This window comes from Prevotella sp. E9-3, from assembly GCF_022024015.1.
Taxonomy (GTDB): Bacteria; Bacteroidota; Bacteroidia; order Bacteroidales; family Bacteroidaceae; genus Prevotella.
Genome location: NZ_CP091786.1, coordinates 2,552,549 through 2,576,456 on the forward strand (window position 1 = coordinate 2,552,549; position 23,908 = coordinate 2,576,456).

General features: G+C 44.8%; 24 protein-coding genes. 9 read left to right on the forward strand and 15 right to left on the reverse strand.

The window, feature by feature from the left end; all coding sequences use genetic code 11:
* The first annotated feature begins 51 nt into the window (after positions 1–51).
* From L6475_RS09885 to L6475_RS09910, 6 genes are all read left to right on the forward strand, one after another.
* Entirely contained in the window at positions 52–459 is a 408-nt protein-coding gene (locus L6475_RS09885; RefSeq protein WP_237819528.1) for a hypothetical protein, read from the forward strand.
* Between the two features lie 538 nt (positions 460–997).
* The gene (gene mobC, locus L6475_RS09890) at positions 998–1,399 is read left to right on the forward strand and encodes a plasmid mobilization relaxosome protein MobC (protein ID WP_237819529.1); all 402 of its coding nucleotides are present in this window, start codon (positions 998–1,000) and stop codon (positions 1,397–1,399) included.
* The gene (locus tag L6475_RS09895) at positions 1,396–2,967 is read left to right on the forward strand and encodes a relaxase/mobilization nuclease domain-containing protein (protein WP_237819531.1); all 1,572 of its coding nucleotides are present in this window, start codon (positions 1,396–1,398) and stop codon (positions 2,965–2,967) included. Before mobC ends, L6475_RS09895 begins: the two co-directional genes overlap by 4 nt.
* A gap of 50 nt (positions 2,968–3,017) precedes the next feature.
* Positions 3,018–3,704: a ParA family protein gene (locus L6475_RS09900; protein ID WP_237819533.1), complete on the forward strand. Its 687-nt coding sequence runs from the start codon at positions 3,018–3,020 to the stop codon at positions 3,702–3,704.
* Positions 3,705–3,706: 2 nt separating this feature from the next.
* The gene (locus L6475_RS09905; protein WP_237819535.1) at positions 3,707–4,213 is read left to right on the forward strand and encodes a hypothetical protein; all 507 of its coding nucleotides are present in this window, start codon (positions 3,707–3,709) and stop codon (positions 4,211–4,213) included.
* A gap of 158 nt (positions 4,214–4,371) precedes the next feature.
* On the forward strand, positions 4,372–4,803 hold the full coding sequence (locus L6475_RS09910) for a hypothetical protein (RefSeq protein ID WP_237819537.1): 432 nt from the start codon (positions 4,372–4,374) through the stop codon (positions 4,801–4,803).
* A 166-nt stretch (positions 4,804–4,969) separates the two neighbouring features.
* On the opposite strand, the gene L6475_RS09915 is transcribed toward L6475_RS09910, so the two are convergent.
* From L6475_RS09915 to L6475_RS09930, 4 genes are all read right to left on the reverse strand, one after another.
* Positions 4,970–5,275 carry a hypothetical protein gene (locus L6475_RS09915; protein ID WP_237819539.1) on the reverse strand — a complete coding sequence of 102 codons (306 nt, stop codon included), beginning with the start codon at positions 5,273–5,275 and terminating at the stop codon, positions 4,970–4,972.
* Positions 5,276–5,405: 130 nt separating this feature from the next.
* On the reverse strand, positions 5,406–6,650 hold the full coding sequence (locus tag L6475_RS09920; protein WP_237819541.1) for a nucleotidyltransferase: 1,245 nt from the start codon (positions 6,648–6,650) through the stop codon (positions 5,406–5,408).
* A gap of 16 nt (positions 6,651–6,666) precedes the next feature.
* Complete coding sequence (locus tag L6475_RS09925; RefSeq protein WP_237819543.1) at positions 6,667–7,782, reverse strand: SAVED domain-containing protein; 1,116 nt, start codon at positions 7,780–7,782, stop codon at positions 6,667–6,669.
* A gap of 193 nt (positions 7,783–7,975) precedes the next feature.
* A complete protein-coding gene (locus L6475_RS09930) occupies positions 7,976–9,292 on the reverse strand; it encodes an ATP/GTP-binding protein (protein ID WP_237819545.1) in 1,317 nt (438 codons plus the stop codon).
* A 325-nt stretch (positions 9,293–9,617) separates the two neighbouring features.
* Here L6475_RS09930 and L6475_RS09935 point away from each other — a divergent pair, with 325 nt between their 5' ends.
* A complete protein-coding gene (locus L6475_RS09935; protein WP_237819548.1) occupies positions 9,618–10,886 on the forward strand; it encodes an ATP/GTP-binding protein in 1,269 nt (422 codons plus the stop codon).
* 1 nt (position 10,887) lies between these two features.
* Entirely contained in the window at positions 10,888–11,775 is an 888-nt protein-coding gene (locus L6475_RS09940; protein ID WP_237819550.1) for an RloB family protein, read from the forward strand.
* A 62-nt stretch (positions 11,776–11,837) separates the two neighbouring features.
* On the opposite strand, the gene L6475_RS09945 is transcribed toward L6475_RS09940, so the two are convergent.
* From L6475_RS09945 to L6475_RS09995, 11 genes are all read right to left on the reverse strand, one after another.
* Positions 11,838–12,746 (reverse strand): BRO family protein, encoded by a 909-nt coding sequence (locus L6475_RS09945; RefSeq protein WP_237819552.1) that lies wholly within the window; start codon positions 12,744–12,746, stop codon positions 11,838–11,840.
* A 38-nt stretch (positions 12,747–12,784) separates the two neighbouring features.
* Complete coding sequence (locus tag L6475_RS09950; protein WP_237819555.1) at positions 12,785–13,639, reverse strand: hypothetical protein; 855 nt, start codon at positions 13,637–13,639, stop codon at positions 12,785–12,787.
* Position 13,640: 1 nt separating this feature from the next.
* Entirely contained in the window at positions 13,641–15,704 is a 2,064-nt protein-coding gene (locus L6475_RS09955) for a type IA DNA topoisomerase (protein WP_237819557.1), read from the reverse strand.
* Between the two features lie 5 nt (positions 15,705–15,709).
* The gene (locus tag L6475_RS09960) at positions 15,710–16,144 is read right to left on the reverse strand and encodes a DUF4494 domain-containing protein (RefSeq protein ID WP_237819559.1); all 435 of its coding nucleotides are present in this window, start codon (positions 16,142–16,144) and stop codon (positions 15,710–15,712) included.
* A 23-nt stretch (positions 16,145–16,167) separates the two neighbouring features.
* On the reverse strand, positions 16,168–16,770 hold the full coding sequence (locus L6475_RS09965; RefSeq protein ID WP_237819561.1) for a hypothetical protein: 603 nt from the start codon (positions 16,768–16,770) through the stop codon (positions 16,168–16,170).
* A 30-nt stretch (positions 16,771–16,800) separates the two neighbouring features.
* Complete coding sequence (locus L6475_RS09970) at positions 16,801–17,625, reverse strand: topoisomerase C-terminal repeat-containing protein (protein WP_237819563.1); 825 nt, start codon at positions 17,623–17,625, stop codon at positions 16,801–16,803.
* A 74-nt stretch (positions 17,626–17,699) separates the two neighbouring features.
* Positions 17,700–18,422 carry a hypothetical protein gene (locus L6475_RS09975; RefSeq protein WP_237819565.1) on the reverse strand — a complete coding sequence of 241 codons (723 nt, stop codon included), beginning with the start codon at positions 18,420–18,422 and terminating at the stop codon, positions 17,700–17,702.
* Positions 18,419–19,597 carry a toprim domain-containing protein gene (locus tag L6475_RS09980; RefSeq protein ID WP_237824122.1) on the reverse strand — a complete coding sequence of 393 codons (1,179 nt, stop codon included), beginning with the start codon at positions 19,595–19,597 and terminating at the stop codon, positions 18,419–18,421. Before L6475_RS09980 ends, L6475_RS09975 begins: the two co-directional genes overlap by 4 nt.
* Positions 19,598–19,612: 15 nt before the next feature.
* Positions 19,613–21,472, reverse strand: coding sequence for a zincin-like metallopeptidase domain-containing protein (locus L6475_RS09985; RefSeq protein ID WP_237819567.1), 1,860 nt, complete (start codon positions 21,470–21,472; stop codon positions 19,613–19,615).
* 41 nt (positions 21,473–21,513) lie between these two features.
* Entirely contained in the window at positions 21,514–21,711 is a 198-nt protein-coding gene (locus L6475_RS09990; protein WP_237819569.1) for a hypothetical protein, read from the reverse strand.
* Between the two features lie 147 nt (positions 21,712–21,858).
* Positions 21,859–22,632: a DUF4099 domain-containing protein gene (locus L6475_RS09995; protein ID WP_237819571.1), complete on the reverse strand. Its 774-nt coding sequence runs from the start codon at positions 22,630–22,632 to the stop codon at positions 21,859–21,861.
* 173 nt (positions 22,633–22,805) lie between these two features.
* Between L6475_RS09995 and L6475_RS10000 the strand changes: the two genes are divergently transcribed.
* Entirely contained in the window at positions 22,806–23,906 is a 1,101-nt protein-coding gene (locus L6475_RS10000; protein WP_237819573.1) for a peptidoglycan DD-metalloendopeptidase family protein, read from the forward strand.
* Positions 23,907–23,908 lie beyond the last annotated feature (2 nt).

The window sequence follows — 23,908 nt, forward strand, 5'->3', positions numbered from 1 at the left end:
TAACAAAGGTAACGGCGGGTCTAACCAGCCCGCCACAATTATTCAAACGACATGCAAGAACTAAGAGTTGCAACAGTTAACAGGGTCAGCTACGAACAGGGCGACCTGCAGCAGTGGATTAGGAACTATGACGATGTGAGCAAGGACTATTTCCTCCGTCTCTTCAACATCGTATTCGAGTGCAACGTGGATTTTCTCACAGACGGACAGGGCGAGGCAATCCCCGACGAGTTCCAGGTTGACAGGGAGGACTTGGAGCGCGTCGTAGAACAGGTAGCCGCCTGGCATTTGGAGGACGGGGATGACATTGACTGCATCTGCACGAACTTCGGCATCAGCCATGATGAGCTGGTATCTCTGCTCCGTGAGGCTCTAAGTAAGTGCGACAAGGAGAGCAAGTGGGTAAGGTTTTGCTGGGCATGGCCATCATACAGGCAGGATGGCAGGACTCTCTTCTGAGTCTTGCCTATCCTGCTACCTTTGCACAAACGTACAACTGCACGAATGTATGCGTGAGTGCAAGCACGAGAGCATACGAGCACAAGAGCACGAAAGAATAACTGCATCATTGTGTGCAGTTGTGCAGGCACAAGGGCACAATCGAACAAGATTGTGCAATCATGCTTGCACAAACGTACAAGGACACGACTGCATGAAATGATGACTGCGTAAGTGTGTGCAGTTGTGCAAGCACAAGGGTACAAGGGTACAACCGCATGAATGCACAAGTGAATAAACTTTTTAAAACGACATCATAGACAAATGAAAATGAGTACTTTTGCAACGACTTCGGCGATGGATTTCCATCGGCTTCAATTTTGGCAGGCCTCCGCCAACGGCTCTGACCGACCTTTATTCCGGGGAGTGTCCAACAGGACAGACGGCTCCATCGTTGATGGGATTGCAAGTTGTGCGTTTGTGACCACAAAACGCCACTTGCCAGACCTTCGGCTGGGAGGACAAGTCTGTTCGCAACTCACAGACTTTTTCAGTGACCATGAAAGATTCCGGAAACAAAGACCAGATAGTAAAGCTCCGAGTAAGCGGTGCGGAAAGGGATATGTTCGAGGCAAAGGCGGCAAACTATGGCTCCATCAGTGCCATGATACGTGATGCTGTAGCCCACTATGATGACACGCTAATGAAGCGTCGCATCGAGTCGATGAACATGCTTTATCCGCTCATATCGAAGCACGAATCTGATCTGAACCGCATCGGGAACAACCTCAATCAGATAGCGCATTACTGCAACCTACTTGCTGCAAACGGTGAGTATAATATGCAGGTAATCACTTCTTCTGTTGAGCCATTACTGCACCAGCTATTCTCTCTGAACAGTGATATTGCAGCTACGGAACATAAGATTTTTACACGTATTTTTAGCGAGAAACCAGTATGATAGCAACGATTCTAAAGTCAAGCAGTTCCTTCTCTGCAGTCCGCTACAACGAGCGGAAGGTGGAGAATGGTGTAGCTGAATTAGTGGCCATTCGTAACTTCGGGTATCTGCAGGATGCTCCCGATATGAGAGGTATCACGTCTCTTCGTAACTATCTCATGGACTATTCTGCCAGGAATGACCGTACACGGATGACTCAGTTTCATGCTGCCATTTCCTGTAAGGGTTCTGAGTATTCCAAGGAAGAGATGATTAGTATAGCATGGAAGTATCTGGACAAGATGGGCTACAACAATGAGGGGCAGCCTGTGCTGATGTACTTTCACCACGACACGGACAACAACCATCTGCATATTGTGACAAGCCGTATCAGTCCTGACGGGAAGAAGATTGCCGACTCTTTGGAGAACATCCGTTCACTGAAGGCCATCGAGTCGATTATGAGCATTGACCAGAAGCACCAGAACTCTGAAATGATGAAACTGGCCAAGTCCTATCACTTCGAGTCTGTCTCTCAGTTCATGGCTGTCTTCGAGACTTCGGGCTACGAGGCTTACATCCAGGACAAGGACATATATATTAAAAGAGGTGGACAGGTACAGGATGAGATTGCTGTCAAGGAAATAGAAAAACTATGCCGTAAGAACGGTGAGGATGAGAAGAAGCGCATCCGTCAGTTACGGGCTATTCTCAAAAAGTACCGTGACCAGAGTACCAGCCGTGAGGAACTGGAATCGATGGTAAAGAAGAAATTCGGCATCAGTATCAAGTTCCTAGGCAACGAGTTTTCGCCTTATGGCTATATGGTAGTGGACAATGCTACTAAGTCTGTATTCAAAGGTGGTGACATACTCGGCATCAAGAATCTGCTCCAATTCCAGAGCCGTGAGGAGAAGCTTCAGAAGGTGGACTTCTTCATCGAGGACAAGCTTCGTGAGAATCCGCTGGCAACGACCTTCGACCTCAATCATGACCTTCATCGTTTCTATGGCTGCTATATCAAACACGGCAATATCATCATGGGAAAGGACAAAGTGGGGCTGGCCGACTATCTCGTACAAAAGATCAAGTATAACGATAAGGTGGCTTGGGTACAGGGCTTTTCGCCAGTCAACGACCAACAGGTTCGTTTGCTCTCCAAAATGTTCAATGTATCTTCTGAGCATCTGCATGTTTCAGAGAATGGCAATAACATTTATTCCACCCTTTACACCATCAACGAGCAGTTGGAGCTGGGAAAGGATAAGGGTTGCAACGAGAGTATCTTTGACCGTCTGAATGACGAGGGTATCTGGACGTACCGCTTTGAAGACAAGTTCTTCTGCGTGAATCCGTCGAAGAGGGAGGTCGTTGACCTTGAAGCCAGTGGCATAGACATGAGCAAGTTCAAAACTTCACGTTCTGCAGACATCGAGGCCTCGGAGTATAAGCATCATGTTACTTCTGGCAAGTCCCGTCCTATATCGAATGAGATTGGCAGCAGTGACCGCATCAACTACAATCCGGATGCAAACCGCAACAGCTATGGTGAGGTGGATGATGAAAGGGCGATGATACGTCGGTCTTAACAGAGTATGATAAGTAGTATCGAATTTGTAATAACTAAATATGTATCGCAATGAAAAAGAACATTACCATTACTTGGGCGAATGAGAAAGGTGGTGTAGGTAAGACCACCCTGTGTACGCTCTTCGCCAACTATCTGTCTGAGAAAAAAGTGTCTGATGTCTGTGTCCTGGACTGTGACCGGCAGCACTCCATCGTTGACAAGCGCAAGTTTGACAGCCAGAGCCTGCAAACGGATAAGGTGCCTTACGAGGTCAAGCAGATTGAGATTGACCGCCTGCAGCAGTCGGCACAGCTCTTAAAGTCTGTAAAGACTGCCAACGGCATCTATCTATTTGACTCTCCCGGCAATATCTATCTGGAGGGTATGGTGCCTTTGCTGGGCTTCAGCGATGTGATTGTCTGTCCGTATCAGTATGAGTTCAACTGTCTGAGTGCAACTCAGAAGTTTCTCAATCTGGTGGGAAAGATCTGGATAACCTACCTCAAAGGACGGCAGAAGCCGAAACTGATATTTGTACCGAACCTCGTCATCCGTACCCGGGGTACGGCAGCGGAGCTTCAGACATGGAAGAAGACGGACGAGGCACTGGCACAGGCAGGTGGCATCGTCACACCGATGGTAGCTGACAGGGCTGACATTGCCCGTTACAACACCTTCGGGAACACGAAGATTCAGGCTGAGTGCGTAGCACCTGCCTTCGACATGATTTACAATGAACTTCAAAAACTGGAATAAGTATGGCAGCAAACAAGTTAATTCAGCAGCCCGACATCCTCAATCTGGATTCTCTGGGCGCATTCATGGATGCACAGAATGATCCGATTCCTACTGTATCGGAAGAGAAGGCGGTTACAAAAGCAGAAGAAACCGCTTCTGATACTGAGGGTGAAGAGATTGTTCAGAATGAAAGTCCTGCGGTTGCACCTGTAGATACGACACCACAAAGACCAAAAGTAGCAAGAGCACGTCGAGGAAAGCAGACGAATGTGCAGCCAGTCATCGAGGCTGGTTCTGGTGAGTGGGATATGATGGTCAGGTATGCGGAGTTCTACAACGACAATCCCGACGAGAACAGGATTACCGTAGTCTTGAACCCAGAAATCAAGCGGGCTCTCGACATCATCCGCATCAACTGCAGGCAGTTCAACTTCGGCAATATTCTCAATGCGGTATGTCGGACTTTCATTGAACGGAACAAGGAACAGATCCAGCGGATGCAGAAAGACAAGGGAGGTATTCTTTGACAGGCAGTTTCTTCCATCGGGTGACAAGCCTGGCACATTACATGCCCAGTCCACGGGAGGCACGCTAATGAGTCTTGGCTGCACCCTGATGGAGATAGATGCTCCACAAAAGGGATATGGCTCAATTCACATTTATCAACTTTAAAGACAGTACGACTATGATGACAACAACAAACACGACAGTATTCAAGAGAATGGGACGGATTCTTTCTTTGGTATTCAGCAACTATAACGAGGCAAGGGCTTTCCGTGAGGCTTTCCTGCGTCTGGTGACTTACGCTGTACTCTTCATCATCGGCTACAGGCTCAACCTCGTATTCGACAATGTCCCTGATGGACGTATCTTTGATGGCTATGCTATGGCAGCTCTTTTCTGTGGCTTTTCAGTGCTATCTGGCTTCATGAACAACATGATTTGCATCGGCGGTTGCCTGACGATGCTAATCTTCATAGCCATCAAACTTGCAATATCTATGGTCATCGGCATCATAGCCCTGCCTATCAGTGTTGCGTACAATTTGTACAACATCGCGAAAGCGGGTGCAGCTCTCGGAAAGAGTAGTTTTTTCTATCAAAATGGGGGGTTATAAATCACTATATATACAGAAAGACGATAAAACAACCCAACTTTTGGAGATAATAATTGAAAAGTATACCATCTATACATAAATAAAGGCAGAGAATCACAATCGACTCCCTGCCTTTTTAATATCAAACGGACTCTTACTCATAACTGAGGTTAACTATAGGTCTCCTCTATTCGCCATTTTTATCCTTCTCATCTCCTGGATGATTTCCTTCTCCATACCATTCGCCCGTCATCACCCAAACCTCATAAAAGTATAGCCATTCAGAAGCCCATGGAACAATTGTTGTCGCAAGTGACATAGTAGGATTCCATTCTTTATTACGCCAATCATATAAGCAAATCTTCTGAGACTCGTTACAATAAACATGTGGCAATTTCGTTTTTCCTTCTGCTAAAGTGAGACGCTTCGGGAACAACACATAGGTGTCCGGCGTCATAACCCCTTTTGAATTTGGATGATACTTTATTTTCACTGTGTAGCAACGACTCATCGCAGTAGGCTGAATATCATAGCACCATACAAGTTTCCGCCTCCCGACTTCCAACTTGCAGCCTGGAAAGTGAGACCTTAGCTGCTGTGCCTGTGCCATTGTGGACATTTCCTTATTCATCGTCCTCACCTCCAAAGAAATTGTGACCAGCTGCTACGGCTGTGCTTCCGACAGAAGATAAAATGCCAGTTGCCCCCATACGCAAGTTGCCTGATTTACGCTCTTCGAGTTTACGCTTGGCTAAGGCAGCAAATGTCTTCTGAGACATATCTTTTCCAAACGAATCACTAAAGTGTCGCTCAAGTAACAAACGATCACTAGAAGATACCATGTTTTGTACATTTGCCTCTAGCTTGTCAAGCCATTCGTAAAAAAGACGCTGTTTTCGAGGAGTCTCAGGCCATTTGTCAGCGAAATTCTCTTGACTATTGACTGGGTTTGGCACCCATTTGACTTCCTTTCCATCCTCTATACGAGTCTCAATATAATTTCTCATTTTTGCAACGACATTGCGGAAAGCTAAAACAAGGTCCTTTTCTCCATCATAAGCTTTTGCTGCAAGAGTCGTTATTATTATAGATATAGGTTTATCATCATCCCCACCATAGTGAATGTCACGGTGTCGTTTAAGTAGCTGCACTACTCTTTGAAGTATTGTCTTACTCTTTCGTTTATCTGGCAATGGATTCACATCATCTCTAGTAAAGAAACGCACATCACCGGTTTCGCCTTTCTGTTGCTGCAATTCAAACCAGCGGGCATATCCAAAAGGGTTGCTCTTCAGCCATGTTAATGGCAAAGGGCTGGTTTTATAATCAGGACTTTCATTGTCCGTGATTCTAATAGCTGCTTTATCATAGTCGGATTCTGACAGTTCTCTGGCAGAAAACATCTCTCGGACAATAGTTTTATAGTTCTTGTCGACTATACTTGGTAATATATCCATATGATACTTCTGGGTAGTCGTTGTGGCATTATCACGATAAAGTAATGTCCAGCATCGACGGCCTTCTTCATCTAGCAGCTCTCTATAGCGCTTACTTTCCTTTAGACGATCTCCTACTTGCTGCTTGACATCGTACTGTGTCCACTCTGGCTTCTTAGACTTTAGTTCACATACTAAATCAATATCCAAATCATCACCTTCAATAATTGGGCGAATAATTGTACCAAGATTGAATGATCCTTGGGGAAAGATTTCCACATCATATTCACTAAGTGAGGAGCCCTCCTGAGCTAGATATTCACCTACAGCCTGATAGCTCAAACGAATAGCAGCGTCTTCAGTATCCGTAATATCAAGATTCTTTGCTAACTCTTCCAGAACCTCATTTAATTCTTTGTCTCTCTCGTTCATTTTATATCTCCTATATTTAAATTGTCATTACTTTTATATCCTGATCATTATTTCTGTCAAATAGGTTGAATGCCCTATCAGCCTTTGTATTGCGAACCATACCCAATGTGACTGCACAAGACACTGACATAGCCATATGAACATCTATACTTTCGCCGGTAGGCGCATGATGATTGATGTCTTCAAGGATGGCTCTAACTTTCACGCGAAAATCACTCAGTTGTTCTTTTGAGCGTAAATAGTCATTGTTGGGTTCTGGTACCGTCATTTCCCAAATGCTTACACCTTTTTCTGGGTATAATTTTTCAACTCTCTCTCGAATAGCTGCAGAACTAAGGGAGAATACCAATACTGGGTGACCACCCTTATCACTCGGTTCATTAACCATGAATGGCTGCTCCTTATCAGCTTGCCACATCCAAGAGCGGGGCTCCTTGTGAAGTTGATAGACCTGTGCATCAAACTTATCTGACATCAGAGTTCCAAGTAACACCAACAGTGGCATGGGAGCTATAGCAAACACGGAAAAACGGCTCATTCTGTTGGCTTGCATATATTGTTCGACCTTCAATTGAAATTGTCGTTCAAGATTTTGCTGCTCTGTTGCCCAATACTCTGGGGATTTATCCTTAACAGAAGAATTTACAAGTCCTAATTCAACAGGTCTTGATTCAGATGGATACCACCCGTCAAGAAGTAGCGTCTCATTAGCTTCGTCAGGACTGATAACACAATTATGACAACCCACATTGGCAGCATAAGTAATCACCGTGGAAAATCTATCCTTACCAATGCTTAGAATGCGACGCACACGCTCTTCATGACGTTTCTTCATCGCAAAGAGATCTTCAGTAGAATACTTCTCCAAGAGTGTATCTATCATTTTGTGATGCTTTGGACATAGCAACATAATATTTTTTCTGTTAGTGCAGTACTCATCTGATAAGACAACATCTCCACGTGGGCCATCCTTCGAATCACCAATAATATGTGCATATTCACCAAAATTGAATTCTTGCTTCGTCAGCATATCCTCATAGATAAATTCTGGACATCCATCTAATTCACATTGACCACCTGCTTCGGCAAGTAATACTCTCTGATCCTGTGGACTTAATGTTCTTTTTGACATAAATATGATTTCCTTTCATTTAAAAAATACTTATCGGCGGCAAAGGTAAAGAGAAAATTTGATTCCTCCAAATATTTTTCCATGTTTTTGCGTATTTTTTCTACGCATATATAATATAAAAGTCCAAACTAATTGTGTGTAAAAACAAAAAGCGTAGCAATGCTACGCTTTTATATATCATTCTGTTCTTATGTCAATTAAGAGCTGACTTAACCTCAGTAATGAATGTGTCAAAATCGAAATCGTCCTCTATGAAAGGAAGACCATCCAATTCGTTATCCATATATACCTTAAACAAATTATTATTCTTGTGAATTTTGGACTGGTTTACTTTGAGAATCTGTGTTTCTCCATCTTCATTTTTTTTGCAGATTCTGATAATATCGCGACGTAGTCTTTTATTCATTAACAGAGCTATGGTCTGGGTCGTTAATATCAATTGACTTCTAGACGTAAGTGCTATATACATCCGTAATAACAGGTTCATTGCTATTTGGTGGATTGAATAACTAAATTCATCAATCAGTGTACAGCGTCTGTTTTTAATCATATCTAGAATAAGTACAACCATTCTAATCATACTTATTGTCCCTCTCGATTCCATCTCAACATCAATAGGATATGTGCCATGGGATGTTTGGTGATAGAAATTCATATCCCATTTATGAATCTTGCCATCAGAACTATTTTTACGAATCTGTTCTATCAGAGATTTTGGCGCATCATCAAGAAATTCTTTGGGAATATCAAATACATGTTCCGTGAGCACATAATCGTTTATCTTAGCGTCAACACCATGCAACAAATCAATGATTACCTTCTTAATTGTCGGCTGATTTAGCGCATCCTTATCTTCCACCAATTCCATGGGATCAAAATCAGAACCTGTAACCATTCGAATTTCTCTACGGAAATAAAGATAGTGTTTCTTCAAAACCTCACTAGCAAGATTTTTTGAGCCAAAAGAAGCCAATACCGTTGTATTATTTAGCGTGCTTACCACAAGTGCTTTTCTGTCCTCACTATTTAAGTCGCAATTATTTCCAAAATTAATCACTGTCCGACCATCGGTATATAACCGCTTATAGACAGAAGCAGTACTACGTCCATTATGGAGAATTAATGATTCCTCTACTATATAATCTGCATTCAGTACAACCCGATACGAAAATCTCTCTTCACCTATATAATAATACATAGTAATCTCTGTGGGTTGATTACGTGAATCTTCATCCAGCAAGAAAGGCTTATAGGTTGGTTTTTCCTCCTTATCACTATAACTGCTAACGGCAAGATGACGTAGATAACTAATAGCACTTAAAGCATTGGTTTTACCTGCACCATTGTTTCCTATAAATATAAGCATCTTTAGTAACCTTGTACCACCTATCTCTGTGAACCAAGACTCTTGTTCGCTTTGGCTCGCACTTATTTCACGAGATGCCACAAAAGATATTTCCTGTTCATCTTTGAACGAGAGAAAATTCTTGATCTTAATACACTCTATCATTTCTTTTCTGCCATAAATTGCTGCAAAAATACAACTTTTATATTAAATCTACAAACAATTTACAATTATTTATGTATTTTGCGTATATTTCCTACGCAAACAATCGATAAGAAAAACAACATTCAATCCTTACTCGGAAACTCCTCATCATATGCCATAATATATAATGTTGTTTATCAACCCTATATTCGTAACATTTCAGCTCTCATTCACTCAAAACATCAAGAATTTGTTATAAAAACGTAAATAATCGATTAAAAATTTGGATTTTATATTTGAAATACCTATTTTTGCAGAAAATTTTCAAAAATTTCATTTTCAGCTTATGATTCTACAGTTCAAAGCTAAGAATATCCTTTCAATAAGGGATGAGCAGATACTGGATTTCACGGCATCTGCCGACAACACATACGAGGATTATGCTGTTGTGAAGATCAAAAATGTAAGGATTTCCAAGTTAGGTGTCATCTATGGTCCAAACGCATCAGGAAAGAGTAACATACTAAAGGCTCTTTTCTGGCTGTTCCAGTTTATGACCAACGAGGAACCGCGCAAACAGTCAATCGGCACTGGTCTGGTTCCCTTCAAGATGGATAAGGACAGTAGAAACGAACATTCCTTCATGTCGATAATCTTCTATATTGAAGATTCGCGCTACGAATATTCCATAGAACTGGATGCTGAAAGAGTGTACCATGAGGAGATGTACTACTATCCAAATTCACGAAAGGCTTTGGTATATGAACGTACATGGAATCCCGAAAAGAAGTCATCGGCAGTTACCTTTGGCCCTCTGCTGAAGCTTACGGCAACTCAGAAACTCTTCATTGAGTCAAACTGTGTGGCCAATGCAACCGTGCTCTCTACCTATCAGAACTCCAATGTGGACAGGAACGATATGCTAGACACTATTCTTCAATATATGAAGTTGCAGATTTTGGCATCCCTTGATTCCAATACAGATATTGTTTCCTTCGCAAACGAGATTGTCAAGGATATAGAGGCAAGTAAGCCTTTTATCCGTGAAATGCTAGTTCAGGCAGATTTCAACATCACAGACTTGTACCTAAAGGAAAAAGAGGAGAGTGAGCGAACTTTCATAATGTCTAATAAGGCGGATAGTGATGACATGGTTCTCGAAGCTGGTCCATTAGACAACTTGTTTTTCACTCACCAGACGCCATTCTATAGGGGTGACATGAAAGATGCAGAGGAATCCGAAGGTACATTGAGAATGTATGGACTGGCAGCAATTTTATTCTTGCTCATCAAACAGAACCAGATTCTTCTCTGTGATGAATTGGAGAACTCTCTCCACTATGATCTGTTCACACATATCATCAAGTCTTTCTTGGTGAACTCAGAACGGGGGCAGCTGATATTCTCCACTCACAACCTGATGCTGCTCGACGAAGATTTCATTCGCCGCGACATGGTTTATTTCACGAACAAGAACGAGGCTGGAGCCACGGAAATTTACCGTGCCAAGGACTTCGGATTACATAAGGACGTCTCTATCCTCAATGCTTATCGCGGAGGTAAACTTGGAGCAAAACCCAATCTCGGCAGTATCTTCACTAATATTCCAGAGTAAGATGGGAAGGCTTGAACTACGATATACAGTAAAGATCTTCAGTGAGGGTATCACTGAATGGCATTACTTCGACACGCTACGCGCCATTAAGCGGTTCAACTTCACAATGGAGCCAGCAATACCACAGAACGGAAAGAGCTCTTACAAGCAGAACCTCAAACTGATCGACTGTGAGTTAAAGAAGAACCCACAGGAAAGAGCCGACGCTATATTCCTGGTCATAGACACGGACACCATCACAAAGGACAACAAGCAATATGCTCAATACCTACAGACCAAGGCTAAGTATGAGAAGATGGGGGTAACCTTTATTGAGAGCCATCCTTGTATTGAGATATGGTTTCTGTACCATCTGATGGAAAAATTCGGTCATACCAGTTATCAGGTGTACGAGGACGTTCTCACTCCACTCAGGAAGGTACTTATAGGGTATGAAAAGACGGAACGATATTATCGTTCAAACAGGACTTTCGCCAAGGAAATCATGTTGAGTCAGGATAATCGTAACCGTGCTATTGCCAACTCTATCAAAGCCTGTAAATATGAGCCCGTTGAGGGAGAGGTACACAACTACACCAAAGTTCATGAGGTAGTACGTTTATTCAGAATGCTCCAGAGTGTAAATAATCTCCGAGTTGCAATCTCAGAGTTTACGCGAATACCGGTCTCATTGAAGCCCACACTGGATGCCAACGGCACAATGCATGTTACCACCAATGTTAATGGGGAGCAACAGCCATTGTGCTTACTTAAATACGATGGCTTGCAGTTAAGGTGCATAGTCACCTCCACAGGAGAGGCCTACGATTTAGACGATTCGACTATGATTGACTATCGTCATCGTCTAATTGAGGTTTTATCAACGACAATAAATAGTACCAACGAATAATGTTAAAAGGCAGATAATCACTTACGACTCCCTGCCTTTTTCTGTCCCGGTTTACCGGCTAACTACAAAAACTCTATGAGACCCTGCTGTTCCTTCTTCTCGATACGACGAGAACGATGGAACGACATCGTAGCATTCAGTATTAATACAATTTCAAGATTCCCTGGTTCCATTATATCCTCATCGAGGAACTGGTCCTCCATGATATAATCGAGAATCGACCCGTCCAACACGTCACTAATGGGAATAACCGTTTCGATTACGAAGAACTCACGATTGTCATCATCGAGATCAAGGAAACTGATATGCATGGTACACATATCAACCCTGCCGTCAACCATCTTTCTCAGATAAACGTTCATTCTGATGTTCTTATAGACATCACAGTCCGACTGACAGTTGAACTGAAGCATGAAAACCGTCTGGTCATTGAGATTATGCCACCACCCTATCAGATGTGACTGCGTCAATTCTGGAATATCCTTTCCTTTCATGAAATGGCCAGACTTTATCACATTGTTTGCAGTGGCTAAGTCGCGTAACGCATGACGCTTTAAGTCCATATCTGAGATAAAACTGCCTTGATCTGTACCTGCATCAACACGATGTTGCTCATGCAGCGACTGGAAAAACTCCTTGTCCAACCAATTCTGTACTTGAATGGTATACTTCTCCTTACTTAGGAAATACAGCAGATAGATTCCGACTTCATCCACATAGTCCGTGTCATACTTTGTCACCTCTGTCTTTTTGGGTGAGACAGTATGCAGGTGGCCATCAAGTTTCTCTATCACTTCTTTTTTGGACAGATTCAGAATGTCACATAGGTCGTCAAGGCAGGCAAATCCTTCACCATCTTCGGTCTTGACGACTTTTACCGTACCGAACTTCTCATTATTGAGCTGTTTGAGTACTACTTTTTTAACCACCATTTTGTTTGCTACTGTCTTTGTTGATTTTGTCTGTTTCATATTATTCTTTATTACTTTGGTTTGATACACTTTTCACTTTAACGATGAAATGATCTGCGAGGGGTTTCCTCCTGTCTGTCGTTCATCTTTACCTTCTTCGCCACCTTATTGTCAGACTTCTGTTTATCCAAGAGTTTTGATGATTCAGGCAGACGATTCCGTGCTGCATCCCTTGTCATTGGCATAGCAAGCAACGGGCTTTCCGTGAGAAGTTCCCGAATAATGTTACGGTCTGCATCGGAATTAACAGGAAGTCCCTGATCACGAAGCTGCCGTCGACGTTCTTTGACGGCATTCACGAAACGCACGGCATCGTCACCATCATTTTGCACAAGGATATGGTTGACAACTGCATGCACATCAGCAATACGGCTGATATTGACAAGGTCATTGAACAGGTCAAGCTTTAACGTATCCGGCAGAATAGCGGCAATTTCACGAAGTTCCTCAGATGAGAAGATACGCCGTTCATTGCTAATCACCTGCTTGACATAATGCTCCCACTCATCATCAGAAGTATGCTGTGGACGTTCGCCTTTCTTATTCTCAGGAACGGAGAAGTCATACTTGCTCACACGTCTAAGGTAGTCCGGATTAAGTCCCTTATTGTCAATAGCCCACTTAAGCGTATTAAAAAGGTCATCCCATGGGTTTGGCATGACAGTCTTGTCACCCATACCGGTAATGGAAAAACGCTCATAGCCAAGCAGCTGGAAGGCAGCTTCCTCCAGAACAGGCTGAGCAATGCCAAAACGTATGTCACAAGTAAAGAACTTGTAATTCCTAAAATTCTTATCAGGATTACCGAAACCAAGCTCATAAACGCGGCGCTCGTCATACTTCACAGAGAGACCGCGCTGTTTTTTCTCAATGTTAGACATCGTTTTTATCATGTTAGTTATTACTTTTCTTCTGACTAAATACGAAAGCTATGCCTCCCTTATCATCTCTCTTCAGCTTTGCCTTGAATGGCTTGCCATCCTTACACTTGAAGCCTGACAGTTCACGGGTCTGACCTTTGATGATGAGGTCTGTCAGCTCACTATTGGTCAGCTTCTTTCCCAAGATTGTACGGAAGATATGGAAGTTACAGCCTTCGTTCCCACAGTTAGCGACCTTATCAAAGAAACGGATATGCCCATGATGGCATAGCGGACATTCTATCTCTGTCTGCTTACCAGTAAGGATAGGCTTCAGGTCTGAATGCAAGAACTCATCAGTCACATGTTTGGTGTACTCCACAATGTCACTGTTGAACTGGTTGACATTCATCTGACCTCGCTCGATGGCAGCAAGTTTTGCCTCCCACAGTCCCGTCAGACTGGCATTGGCAATATCCATGTCCTTAACGATCTTGTAGATTTCCATACCTTTGGGCGTAGGAACCAACGATTTCTTTTCCCTGACTACATAGTTCCTGGCAATAAGGGTTTCGATGATGCCCGCTCTGGTGGCTGGTGTTCCTATACCTCTATCCTTGATGGCTTCTCTTTGCGCTTCGTCATCGATGTCCTTACCACAGGTTTCCATAGCGGCCAGCAGCGTACCCTCTGTATGCAGCGGCTTGGGTTTGGTCTGCCCCTGCTGCAGCTCTGCACCAATAAAACAGATAGTCTCTCCCTGATACCATGAAGGAACAGCTGTACGTTCTTTGTCATCAGCGCCATAGACAGCCCTCCAGCCTTTCTGAAGGATGATGGTGTTCGACACTGTAAAGAGATAGCCTCCGGCATCAACGGTGTAGTTATCAATCTCCTTTTCACAAGGTCTTGAAAAGGCTTCCACCATCCTGCCGAGTATCATATCATAGATAACCTGCTCATCGGGCTTGATGTCCTTGGTCTTAGGATTAACTCCCGTTACAAGAAGAGCATGGTGGTCTTCTATCTTAGAGGCATCGACACTACGCTTGGAAGGCTTTACGATGGTATCAACACTTGCTCTGAACTTATCAAAGACTGGATTCTTCAGTAGTTCAGGAATGGTATCATACACATCATCGGGAATATACGATGAGCCAGTTCTTGGATAGGATATGAGCTGCTTCTCATAGAGACTCTGGGCAATGTTCAGGGTCTTGTCTGCGGAATAGCCATGCTTCGAGTTAGCAGCCTTTTGCAGGTCTGTCAGACTGAACAGCAACGGTGGCTGTTCTGTCTTCATCTTCTTCTCGGCTTTGATAACCTTTCCGTTTCTTGTTTTACTTGCTGTGTTATAGGCTCGCTCTGCTTGGCATTTCTCATCCCATCTGCCTGCACTGGTCAGCTTCACGCCATCAGTGGTATTCAGGGCCACCTGCCAGAAAGGGACAGACTTAAAATCCTTGTTCTGCAGGTATCGCTCGACAATCATCACAAAGGTTGGTGTCTGCACTCTGCCGATGGAATAAAGCGACTTTCCCATGATGCTGCAGGCCTGTGTCGCATTCATGCCAACCAGCCAGTCTGCCTCACTACGCGCCTTAGCAGCAATAAAAAGGTTGTCGTAGTTGCTATCGGGTTGGAGGTTATTAAGTCCATCCTTGATAGCGGCATCGGTCAGACTGTTAATCCACAGACGCATGATGGGCTTCCTAATATTGAGATAGTCCACAATATAACGCAGGATAGCTTCACCCTCCCTGGCACTATCGGTTGCTCCTATGATGGTGTCTGCATCCTCAAAGAGTTTTTTGATGATTCTGAGCTGCTTCATCACGCCTGGATCATTCTTATAGGTCTTACCTTCCTTCTTCTGTCTGGGAATCATCAGAAACTCCTTGGGCAGCATGGGAAGGTTGCCTTTCGACCAACTGTTATAGCCGTAGTTCTCCGGCAAGGCCAACTGTATCAGATGACCAAAGGCGTATGTCACCTGCCAGCCGTTACCCTCGTAGAAGCCATCCTTCTTTTGGGTGGCTCCTACGATTCGAGCAATGCTCTGGGCTACGCTGGGTTTCTCTGCTAATACTACCTTCATGTTATTCAATCAAGTGGGAATACATCAAGGATGGCAGTTTCAGAGATACTGCTGATGGTGGTATTGTTGTCATTCAGGAATGACTTCACATCACTCTCTGCAGACTCCAGCGTATCTGACTGTACCAGATACAGCTCAGAGGTCTTCTTTTCTTTACCAGTGGTTTCATCCAAGGTAATGAATGACACCTTGGCCTTGAAGAACTTGTCTGCATCCTGATTGTCATTGATAATCTGTCCATAACCGGCAATCTTGATGTCCGTGACTTCAAACTCGCCCTCGATATAGGGTTTCAGGCACTCTGCTATACGACGCTCTGCCTCACCGAAGGTAGCAGCTTCGACAACATACTGCTCACTGACCTTCTTTTGCTGGCCATCCTCCATGGTCTTCTGGAGTTTGACCTTCACCTCAAAATACTTGTTAATCGTGTTTTTCATTTCTTTTCGTTTTTATTGATTGATTACTTTATTTCTGACAGGACGATTCTACTGACTCCACCCTGTCCTTTCTTCTTGCTTTTCGGTTTCTGATTGGTTGCCTTTTCTGTCTTACCTGTACTAACAATGGGCAGGTCAAAATGACGGATAACAGTCTGGCAGTCCTTATCGAGGAAATACCAACGCTGTGCCTTGTACATGCAGCCGTACTTGCTCTTGCAAGTATAGGTCACTCTGACTTTCCATCCCGACCAGGCACCTTTCTTTGCTTCACCAAGCATCCCAGAAAAGAGTCCTGATGACATGCGCATTTCCAAGTCGGCTAATGTCATGGTATAGGCATCATCCAGATTGGGATTGGTCATATAATCCGTACGCTCCATCAATACCTTGGTGACATCAGTAATGGTATTCATCATGTAGGCCTGCTCCTGCTTGGTAAAGTAGTTCAGGCCAAAGGCAGAGTCTGGCTGTGCTATCTCCAGCACCTTCAAATTCTGGGGATTCTCCAGCGACTGCTCCAGATGGCTGGTCACCAGCTTTTCGATTTTACTCTCCCTGCTCTGACAGGATGCCAGCAGCATGACTGAGAACATGATTAATGGAATAAACTTCAATTTCTTCATCTTTGTTACTTATTTTCTATTGTTCGTTTGTTATGCTAATATTACCTTACCGTCCTCCAGCTTCAGCTTCTTATCAAACTGGCTGCCATCCTTACGATAGAAGTGTATCACCTCATCGGTCTCGCCCTTATCGCAGAGTTGTTTTACTTCGTCGGGTGTCACCTCATGGCCGTCGATGGTTCGCCAGACTGAGAACTGACATTTTACGTCTTCATTGCTGTAGTTACTGCAGTTGTAGGCTCGTGCGCCTACTCGTATCTCACCACCGCATTGCGGGCACTGGCAGATGGTGGAGTTCAGCATGACCTTTCCCTCTATTGTGGTGGATAGCAGTGAAGAAAAGTGCTTTCCGGCTTTGGAACAAAAGCCGTCCAGTATCTGCTTCTTTCCTGCCAGGAAGTTCTCGGCTTCCTCTTCCGTGATAACCCTGTTACAGATGGTGCTGCCAATAAAGAAGTTGCAGTGACCGTCATCTTTCTTAAAGAAGTTCTCACAGGCATAGCCTTTTCCTGTTACCTTGATACGTCCACCGCATACTGGGCAGCGGCCTTGCAGGTAACGGGGAGGAAATGCCAGCTGTACCTTTCCATCCTTGATAACGAGCTTACCCGTAAACGGCTTACCTTCCTTGTTGCACATCTGAAGTTCGCCAGTCTCACCGGTTTCAAGCAACGTCTTTACATCATCCTCGGTAATCAGTGCTCCGTGATACTGTCGGAACACCACGAACTTACAGTTGTACCATGTCCCATCAGGGTTCTTACTTGAATTGTCACAGGCCCATCCGAAGGGGTGTTCTGTAATGTGGCCCTTTCCGCATATCGGACAGATGCCAATTGATTTAGTGTTTTCCATTCTCTTTTGTTTTTTAAAGTGTTATCCTAATTCTTGTAATCTTGTATTCTTGGCTTCTTGTTTTCTTGAATGTCTTACCTCAGCAGGTCATCCCAGTCACTGATGATACTCTCGGCAATCCACTTTCCCTGCATATAGTTGCACCAGGTATCGGGATCAAGTCCCCGCCAGAGGTCTTCCCATGACAGGTATTGTATCTGCCAGGAGAGGATGTAGAGGGCATTGTTGATATCTTCCAAACTACTCACAATCTTCTCACACAGCCAGTATCTTTCTGCAGCATTCAGGAGGTTCACCTTATTACCGTCAACGGTCTTTGTCTTCACCAGTGAGGTACAGAGGGCTGAGAGACTACCTATCTCAGTATAGACACTCTTCACTTCATCAGAAACGGCCAAGGCGATAGCCGTACCTTTTAGATGTCCCTTGCAGGCACTCGTCGCGGCTCTGATATTCCTCGGGATCTCAATGGTGACAAGCTCCGTTGTACGCTTCACCTGATAGAGGTTCTGCATCAGTCCTGAGACGTTGGCCATATAGTCGAGCACTTTTTCTTCTATGGCATGTAACTGCTGAAGTTGTACTTCCTCGATACCTGTAGCAGCAAGAATCTTTTGCTGCGTGCTATGTCTAGTATCAAAAAGCGACTTCAAAGTAAAAGTCTGACCTGTCACCGCTGCTGTCAGAGCCGGGTCAGTCTGCTGGGCAGAAGTCGTCTGTGTGATAGTCAGTAGCATGATGACTGCTATTGCCCGTACTGTATCTCTTATTCGCATTCCTGTTTTCATGGTTCTCATAGTGTTCCCTTTCTTCTCTTTTCTTTCAGATTCTCATTACGCTGGTACTTGCTCTTCACGGGCAAGTCCTTCATGGGCTTGTTCATCGTCACATCATTCCAGTCCTTATAGGCTTTCGGTGCTTTCCAGACATACACATGTCTGTCCATGCCAAGTTTTTCACGTACCTTAGGAAGAGTGACATCATCTTTCTTCAAACGGAGTTCGTCCGCTCCTTTCTGGAAGATGATGATATCATCAGTGGTGACGATGTTGATGAACTGACCGCAGAGCTGTGACTCCATCCTGATACCGTAGAGGATGCCGGGGGTGTCATTGTCGAAACAGTCCCAATATCTGGCTTGTGAGTAATAATCGGTAATACCCTTAATCTGCTGACCCGAAAAGGTGCCGCCAGTAGAGACAAACACGGAGGTTTCGAGATTGAGTCTGGATCTGTTCACCTGATAGAACGCCATAGCATCATAGCCGCTCTCGAAGAAATAGATATTCCGTGCATTGTCGGGCTGCTCCTTCGTAAAGTCGGCTATCCATGCGGCACTACTACTGTTTGTACCTGGTGCCTTCTGACGGAAGTTGTTATAGCCTCTTAGCTCAAAACCCTCTATCTTCTCTGAACCTGGCTGGGTATAAGGAAAAGCCAAGTCTTTGTACTTATACTGGGCCTCGGTATCTGTCACGCGCATGATAAACGGCAGGAATGTCCTGACTGTCTCTTCATCAATGCTTCGTCCCCTGAAGAACGACATCACAGCCTCGAAATGCTCAGCGGCATTCTCCATCTGGAACCTTCCAATATCAAAGGTCTGTGGCTTCATCTCCTTGTATCTGTCCTCGCTCTTAGTGATAAAGCTGTCGTCACTGGTGAGCTTCGACATGACGGCTCGCAGCAATTCCTGTTCACTGTTCCCCGTCACACCGAAACTGTTAATGTTTTCCTTGATCAGACTGATGGCATCGCCGCCACTGGCTCCGTTTCTATGAAAGTAGGTCTGGCTGGACTTGTCGTTGGGGTGACTGATAACGATAGAGTCTATCTTATGCCCACGACCATCGCGGATATTATACTCGACATACTTTCCAACACCGGCTTTTCTGTCGAGCTTATAGCCGAGATAGGCAGCGACATCATCCACGCCGACCTTTTCCTTAAACGCTTTGTATTCTTCAAACATATCGTTCACTGTTTATTATACGGCTCTGGCCTTGGAACGCTGTTCCTGCTTTGGTTGGGAGAGTTCCTTACCGTAGTACTTCTGTACCAAAGCGGCCTTGGTGGTGGTATGCTCGAAGAAAGCATTCCTGTCTTCCTTATCCAGAGCCTTGACACTCATCTGCTGACCGTCCACCATTGCCCTCACTCCGTAGTTACCACTCTTCATCTTGAACACGGCAAAGTGGTCTATCTTCTTACCATCCTCGGTTTCGAGTTTATTGAACTGCTCCAAGGGAATGGTTTTAGCTTTCTGCTCAGTGGGTTGCTGCAGCTCATTCGCTTTCGTCTGAGTTTCCTTTCTCTCAGAGATACGCTGCTTGGCAATATCCTCCAGACTATCGCAGATAGCCACACGATGTCCGTCACGGACGAGTTTGGGCAGGTACTTATCAAGACTGGTGTTCTTGAAATTGACATACGAGATGCCTTTTTCATCGCCCTTACCTTCCTTGGGCTCAAAACCTTCCTTGATAATATGCTGTTCCTTCAAGCCTGTGGACTTGGCTACTTTCTTAGCATCTTCATCAAAGGCTTCATAGAAGTCACCCTTGCGCATTAGAAGCAGGGCATCAGGATGCTTTTCCTTCAAGTCCTTAAAGACAGCAGCGGTTTCCTTGGCAAGTTCTGCCTTTTCTTCGGTCTTAGTCATGGGCTTGGCAATGGGTTCTGCGGCTATGTCCATCTTGGTTTCAGAAGCAACCTTAGTTTCCGTTGTTTTTCCGTTGTTTGCTTCCTCCTTAGGCTGCAACGTCTTCATACCCATCTCCAGACGCTGGGCATCAACATGGTCGAGGATCATCTTGGATGCCTTGTTGACATCGGCCATCACACTGAGGATGAATCGTGGTTCCTTCTTCAAAGTGTCCATCCATCCGTCCACATACTTGGCATTATTATCGAGGATGCGCTTGTCGAAGCCCATGGTGTTGCCGACCATGGCAGCAGTCAGTTCCGCAACGAGTTCTTCCTTGGCGTACTTCGGATCACCGAAATGGCCTTCCATGTCTCGGCCAAGGCGCTTTTCAACTCCTGTCGAATGAGCCATCTCGTGAGCGATGGAGCTGTAGTATTCCATACCGTCCTTATAGACTTCCTCGGGAGTATCGTGAATCTTAAACTGGGCCTTCATCGGAACGGTAATCTCATCCTTCGAAGGACTATAGGATGCACCAGCGCCCTCAACGTTCTTGATCTTGCAGACCCATGCCTGCTTGTCAATCATCGCATCGAACTCCTTTGACTCATACATGCCCTTAGTATCTGCAACATGTGGTGCCTTGAACTGTCCCGTCAGCTTGGCATACTGCTCTGGCTTCACCTCGGCAAAGTTGGTCTGCTGCAAGTTCCAGACATAGTAGCCCATCATAATAGGAATGGTCTTGACTTTCGCCTGCTCTGCCTTTGTCATGGCATCGAAGGCTTCATCAGATATCTTCTGGCCGTTCTCATCCTTATGGCTGATATTCCAGTAGATGACGGGCATGGCTTTCTCGCCCTTATTGACGGTGGCTCCTGCATCCCGGATCTGCTTATAGGTAGCATAGACAGGTGCATCATAACCGTTGATAGCGGTATGCAGCTGAAGGAAGAAGTCATTATGTCCTGAGTAGCGACGACCGGAGAGGTTCTGGGGCAGGCCCTGCGTCCTGCCGCCTCCGTCAATCCAGCCTTTTTCCCACTGCTGGCCTTTCATCTCCTCCAGACGCGTGACCATCATCTGAGCGAAGCGGTCGATGGCTTTCTCGGCCATCGTTTTCCCGCCAGTCTTGCCCTCAGTCCGTTCCTGGGGCTTCTGCTCAGTCTCTTTTACACTGTTATCCTTGTTGTCTTCCATAGTGTAGTCTTTACTTTGTTGTCTTTAATTTGGGGCTGCTCCTATGCCAGTACGTGTTCCTCGGTAAGGGTGATAAACGCCTCTGCCGTTTCCTCGTTCATGTCGAGGTCGTTATCCACGCACCAGTGATAGTAGCCATCCTCCATTTCCGGCTGTCTGCGTATAAACTCGCGCCAACCGATCTCTCCCGATTCTTTGAGCTGAACAAGCTCTTCATAAGTGTTGTTTGTATTCTCCATTGTTTTACAGTTTAAAAGCGTGTTTTCACAGTATAGATTATAAGGTCTTGTGTTCTCATAGTATTCTTCTGAAATGGCAAGAATTTTTCTCCTTGTTGAAGTGTTATCCTGTTTCCTCTTAACCTTTTGGTTTACCTATGTTTCTTACTACATTCCGAAGTGGATGGTCTGCTTGACCTCTTCCTTGATGGTCTTAGACTTTTCTTCTTTCTTTTCCGTCGTAGCCTCGGGCTGCTTGTACTTCTCCTGTACCTGTTTGTACTCCCAACGGTTCTCGTCGGTCTGCCAGTAGCCCATCGCACCGGGATTGGCCATGTCCCACTTAATCTCCTGCTGACGTTTCCACTCGCCCATGTCACCGTCGATGGCCTTGAAGCCGGAGTTCTGTCGGAGGTCAACACCCACAGTCACTTTGGTATCACCGACCTCCAGTTCTACGGGTTTTCCTTCTCTGATGGCTTGACGCTGATTTTGGCCGAGGGTGATGTTTCTCACATGCTCCAGCTCATCCATACGTTTGTCGATCTCTGCCTGCTTTACGTCTCGCTTCAAGAGCGACTTAGTTTCCTGGTCTGCCTGCAGGTACATAGTACGTGTCTTGTTCCCCTCGCGGACATCCTTTGTGATTACCTCTCCAGCCTGTAACTGTTTCTGCTCCTTGTCGGTCAGCTTCAAGTCACTGACAATATCCTTGCTGACTGGATAGGCTTTCAGCACAGCCTTACCGTCCTCACTACGCTGCAAGCGGAGCTTCACGGGCATGGTAACGATGATACCGTTATCCAGCTGGTCACGGATCTCCACCAAGGGAGTGGCCTCGCCGTTCAGCAGTTTTTCCTTGATTTCCTTGGGCATCGACCTCACATCAATGTCGATACGCTCAAAATCCTTTTTGCTCAGTTCTCTTTCGTTGAATAGCATACTTTTCTTGTTTACTTGTTACACCTTTTTATTATATATGTGGCAGGTTTCACCTTCGAGGATAAAAACTTTTTATTCCTTCGTTTTCCTCATCAGTTTGCCGTACCTTTGCACTCGTATTCAGGAGTGACACGGTTCTTAAAACCGAGTGCAAAATTAAAACAAATAATATCATGAAAAGCAGAAAAAAATTATTCTTATACTTCTTATTCCTGCCGATAATCCCGACATCTTGTCCGGCACAGTTCAACACCATCCAAAAGCAGCCACAGGTGGTTAAAAGTAAGCCAATTTCGGAGGTTCAAGCTGATAGTGAGTCTGATTCTTTGTTATCTGCGAGTAACAAGCAATCAGAGAGTCTGGAGTTCTTTGACTTACCAAATCATCGAGAGATAGCAATCGAGTACGACATTCCCTTGTTTGTCTCTGTCAAGGACAGTATGATGATGGAGTTGCTCAACCGCCGTACATCAGTGGCACTACCATTGGATTTCATCCATGTCACTTCTGACTATGGCTATCGACGTGATCCAATTACTAGAGTGAAGGAAAGATTCCATAATGGCATTGACCTCCGCTGTGCGAAAGGCTCACTGGTTTATGCGATGATGCCAGGAGTAATCGAAAAGGTAGTCTATAGCGAAACGGGGTATGGCCATCACGTCATCATCAACCATGTAGGACTGCGCATCTTATACGGTCATCTGGGAATCATTGCAGTCAAGGAGGGTGATATAGTGTCGCCTGGAACCATCGTTGCACTGTCATCAGATACAGGCCGTTCAACAGGCCCACATCTGCATATCCGTGCAGAGAGACTGGTAAATAATGAATGGAAGTCTGTCGATCCAGAGCCGTTCATCAATCATCTGAACAATTATATTGCAGGGCTGCAGGAGGAGATGGAGAACCTGCGTTTTGCTTCCAGACCGGACAAACCGCTGAACCTCCACAACCTCTTTAAGGTCATGGAAGAGTGTGGTGTGCTTTATCCGAAAATCGTAGCAGCTCAGTATTGTCTGGAAACAGGCTATGGAAGTAGTGACGTTTGCCGAAACTACAACAACCTCTTCGGCCTCTATAACTCAGCACGCCGTGACTACTACCGTTTCCGCTCCTGGGAAGAATCAGTTGCAGGCTATGTCCGTATGATACAACGACGATATAACCCCAAGAAAGATAGAGACTACTATGCATTCTTGAAACGTATCGGTTATGCGGAAAACATGGACTCCTACAACGCCAAAGTCCGGGCCATCGCGATCACACTCTAAAA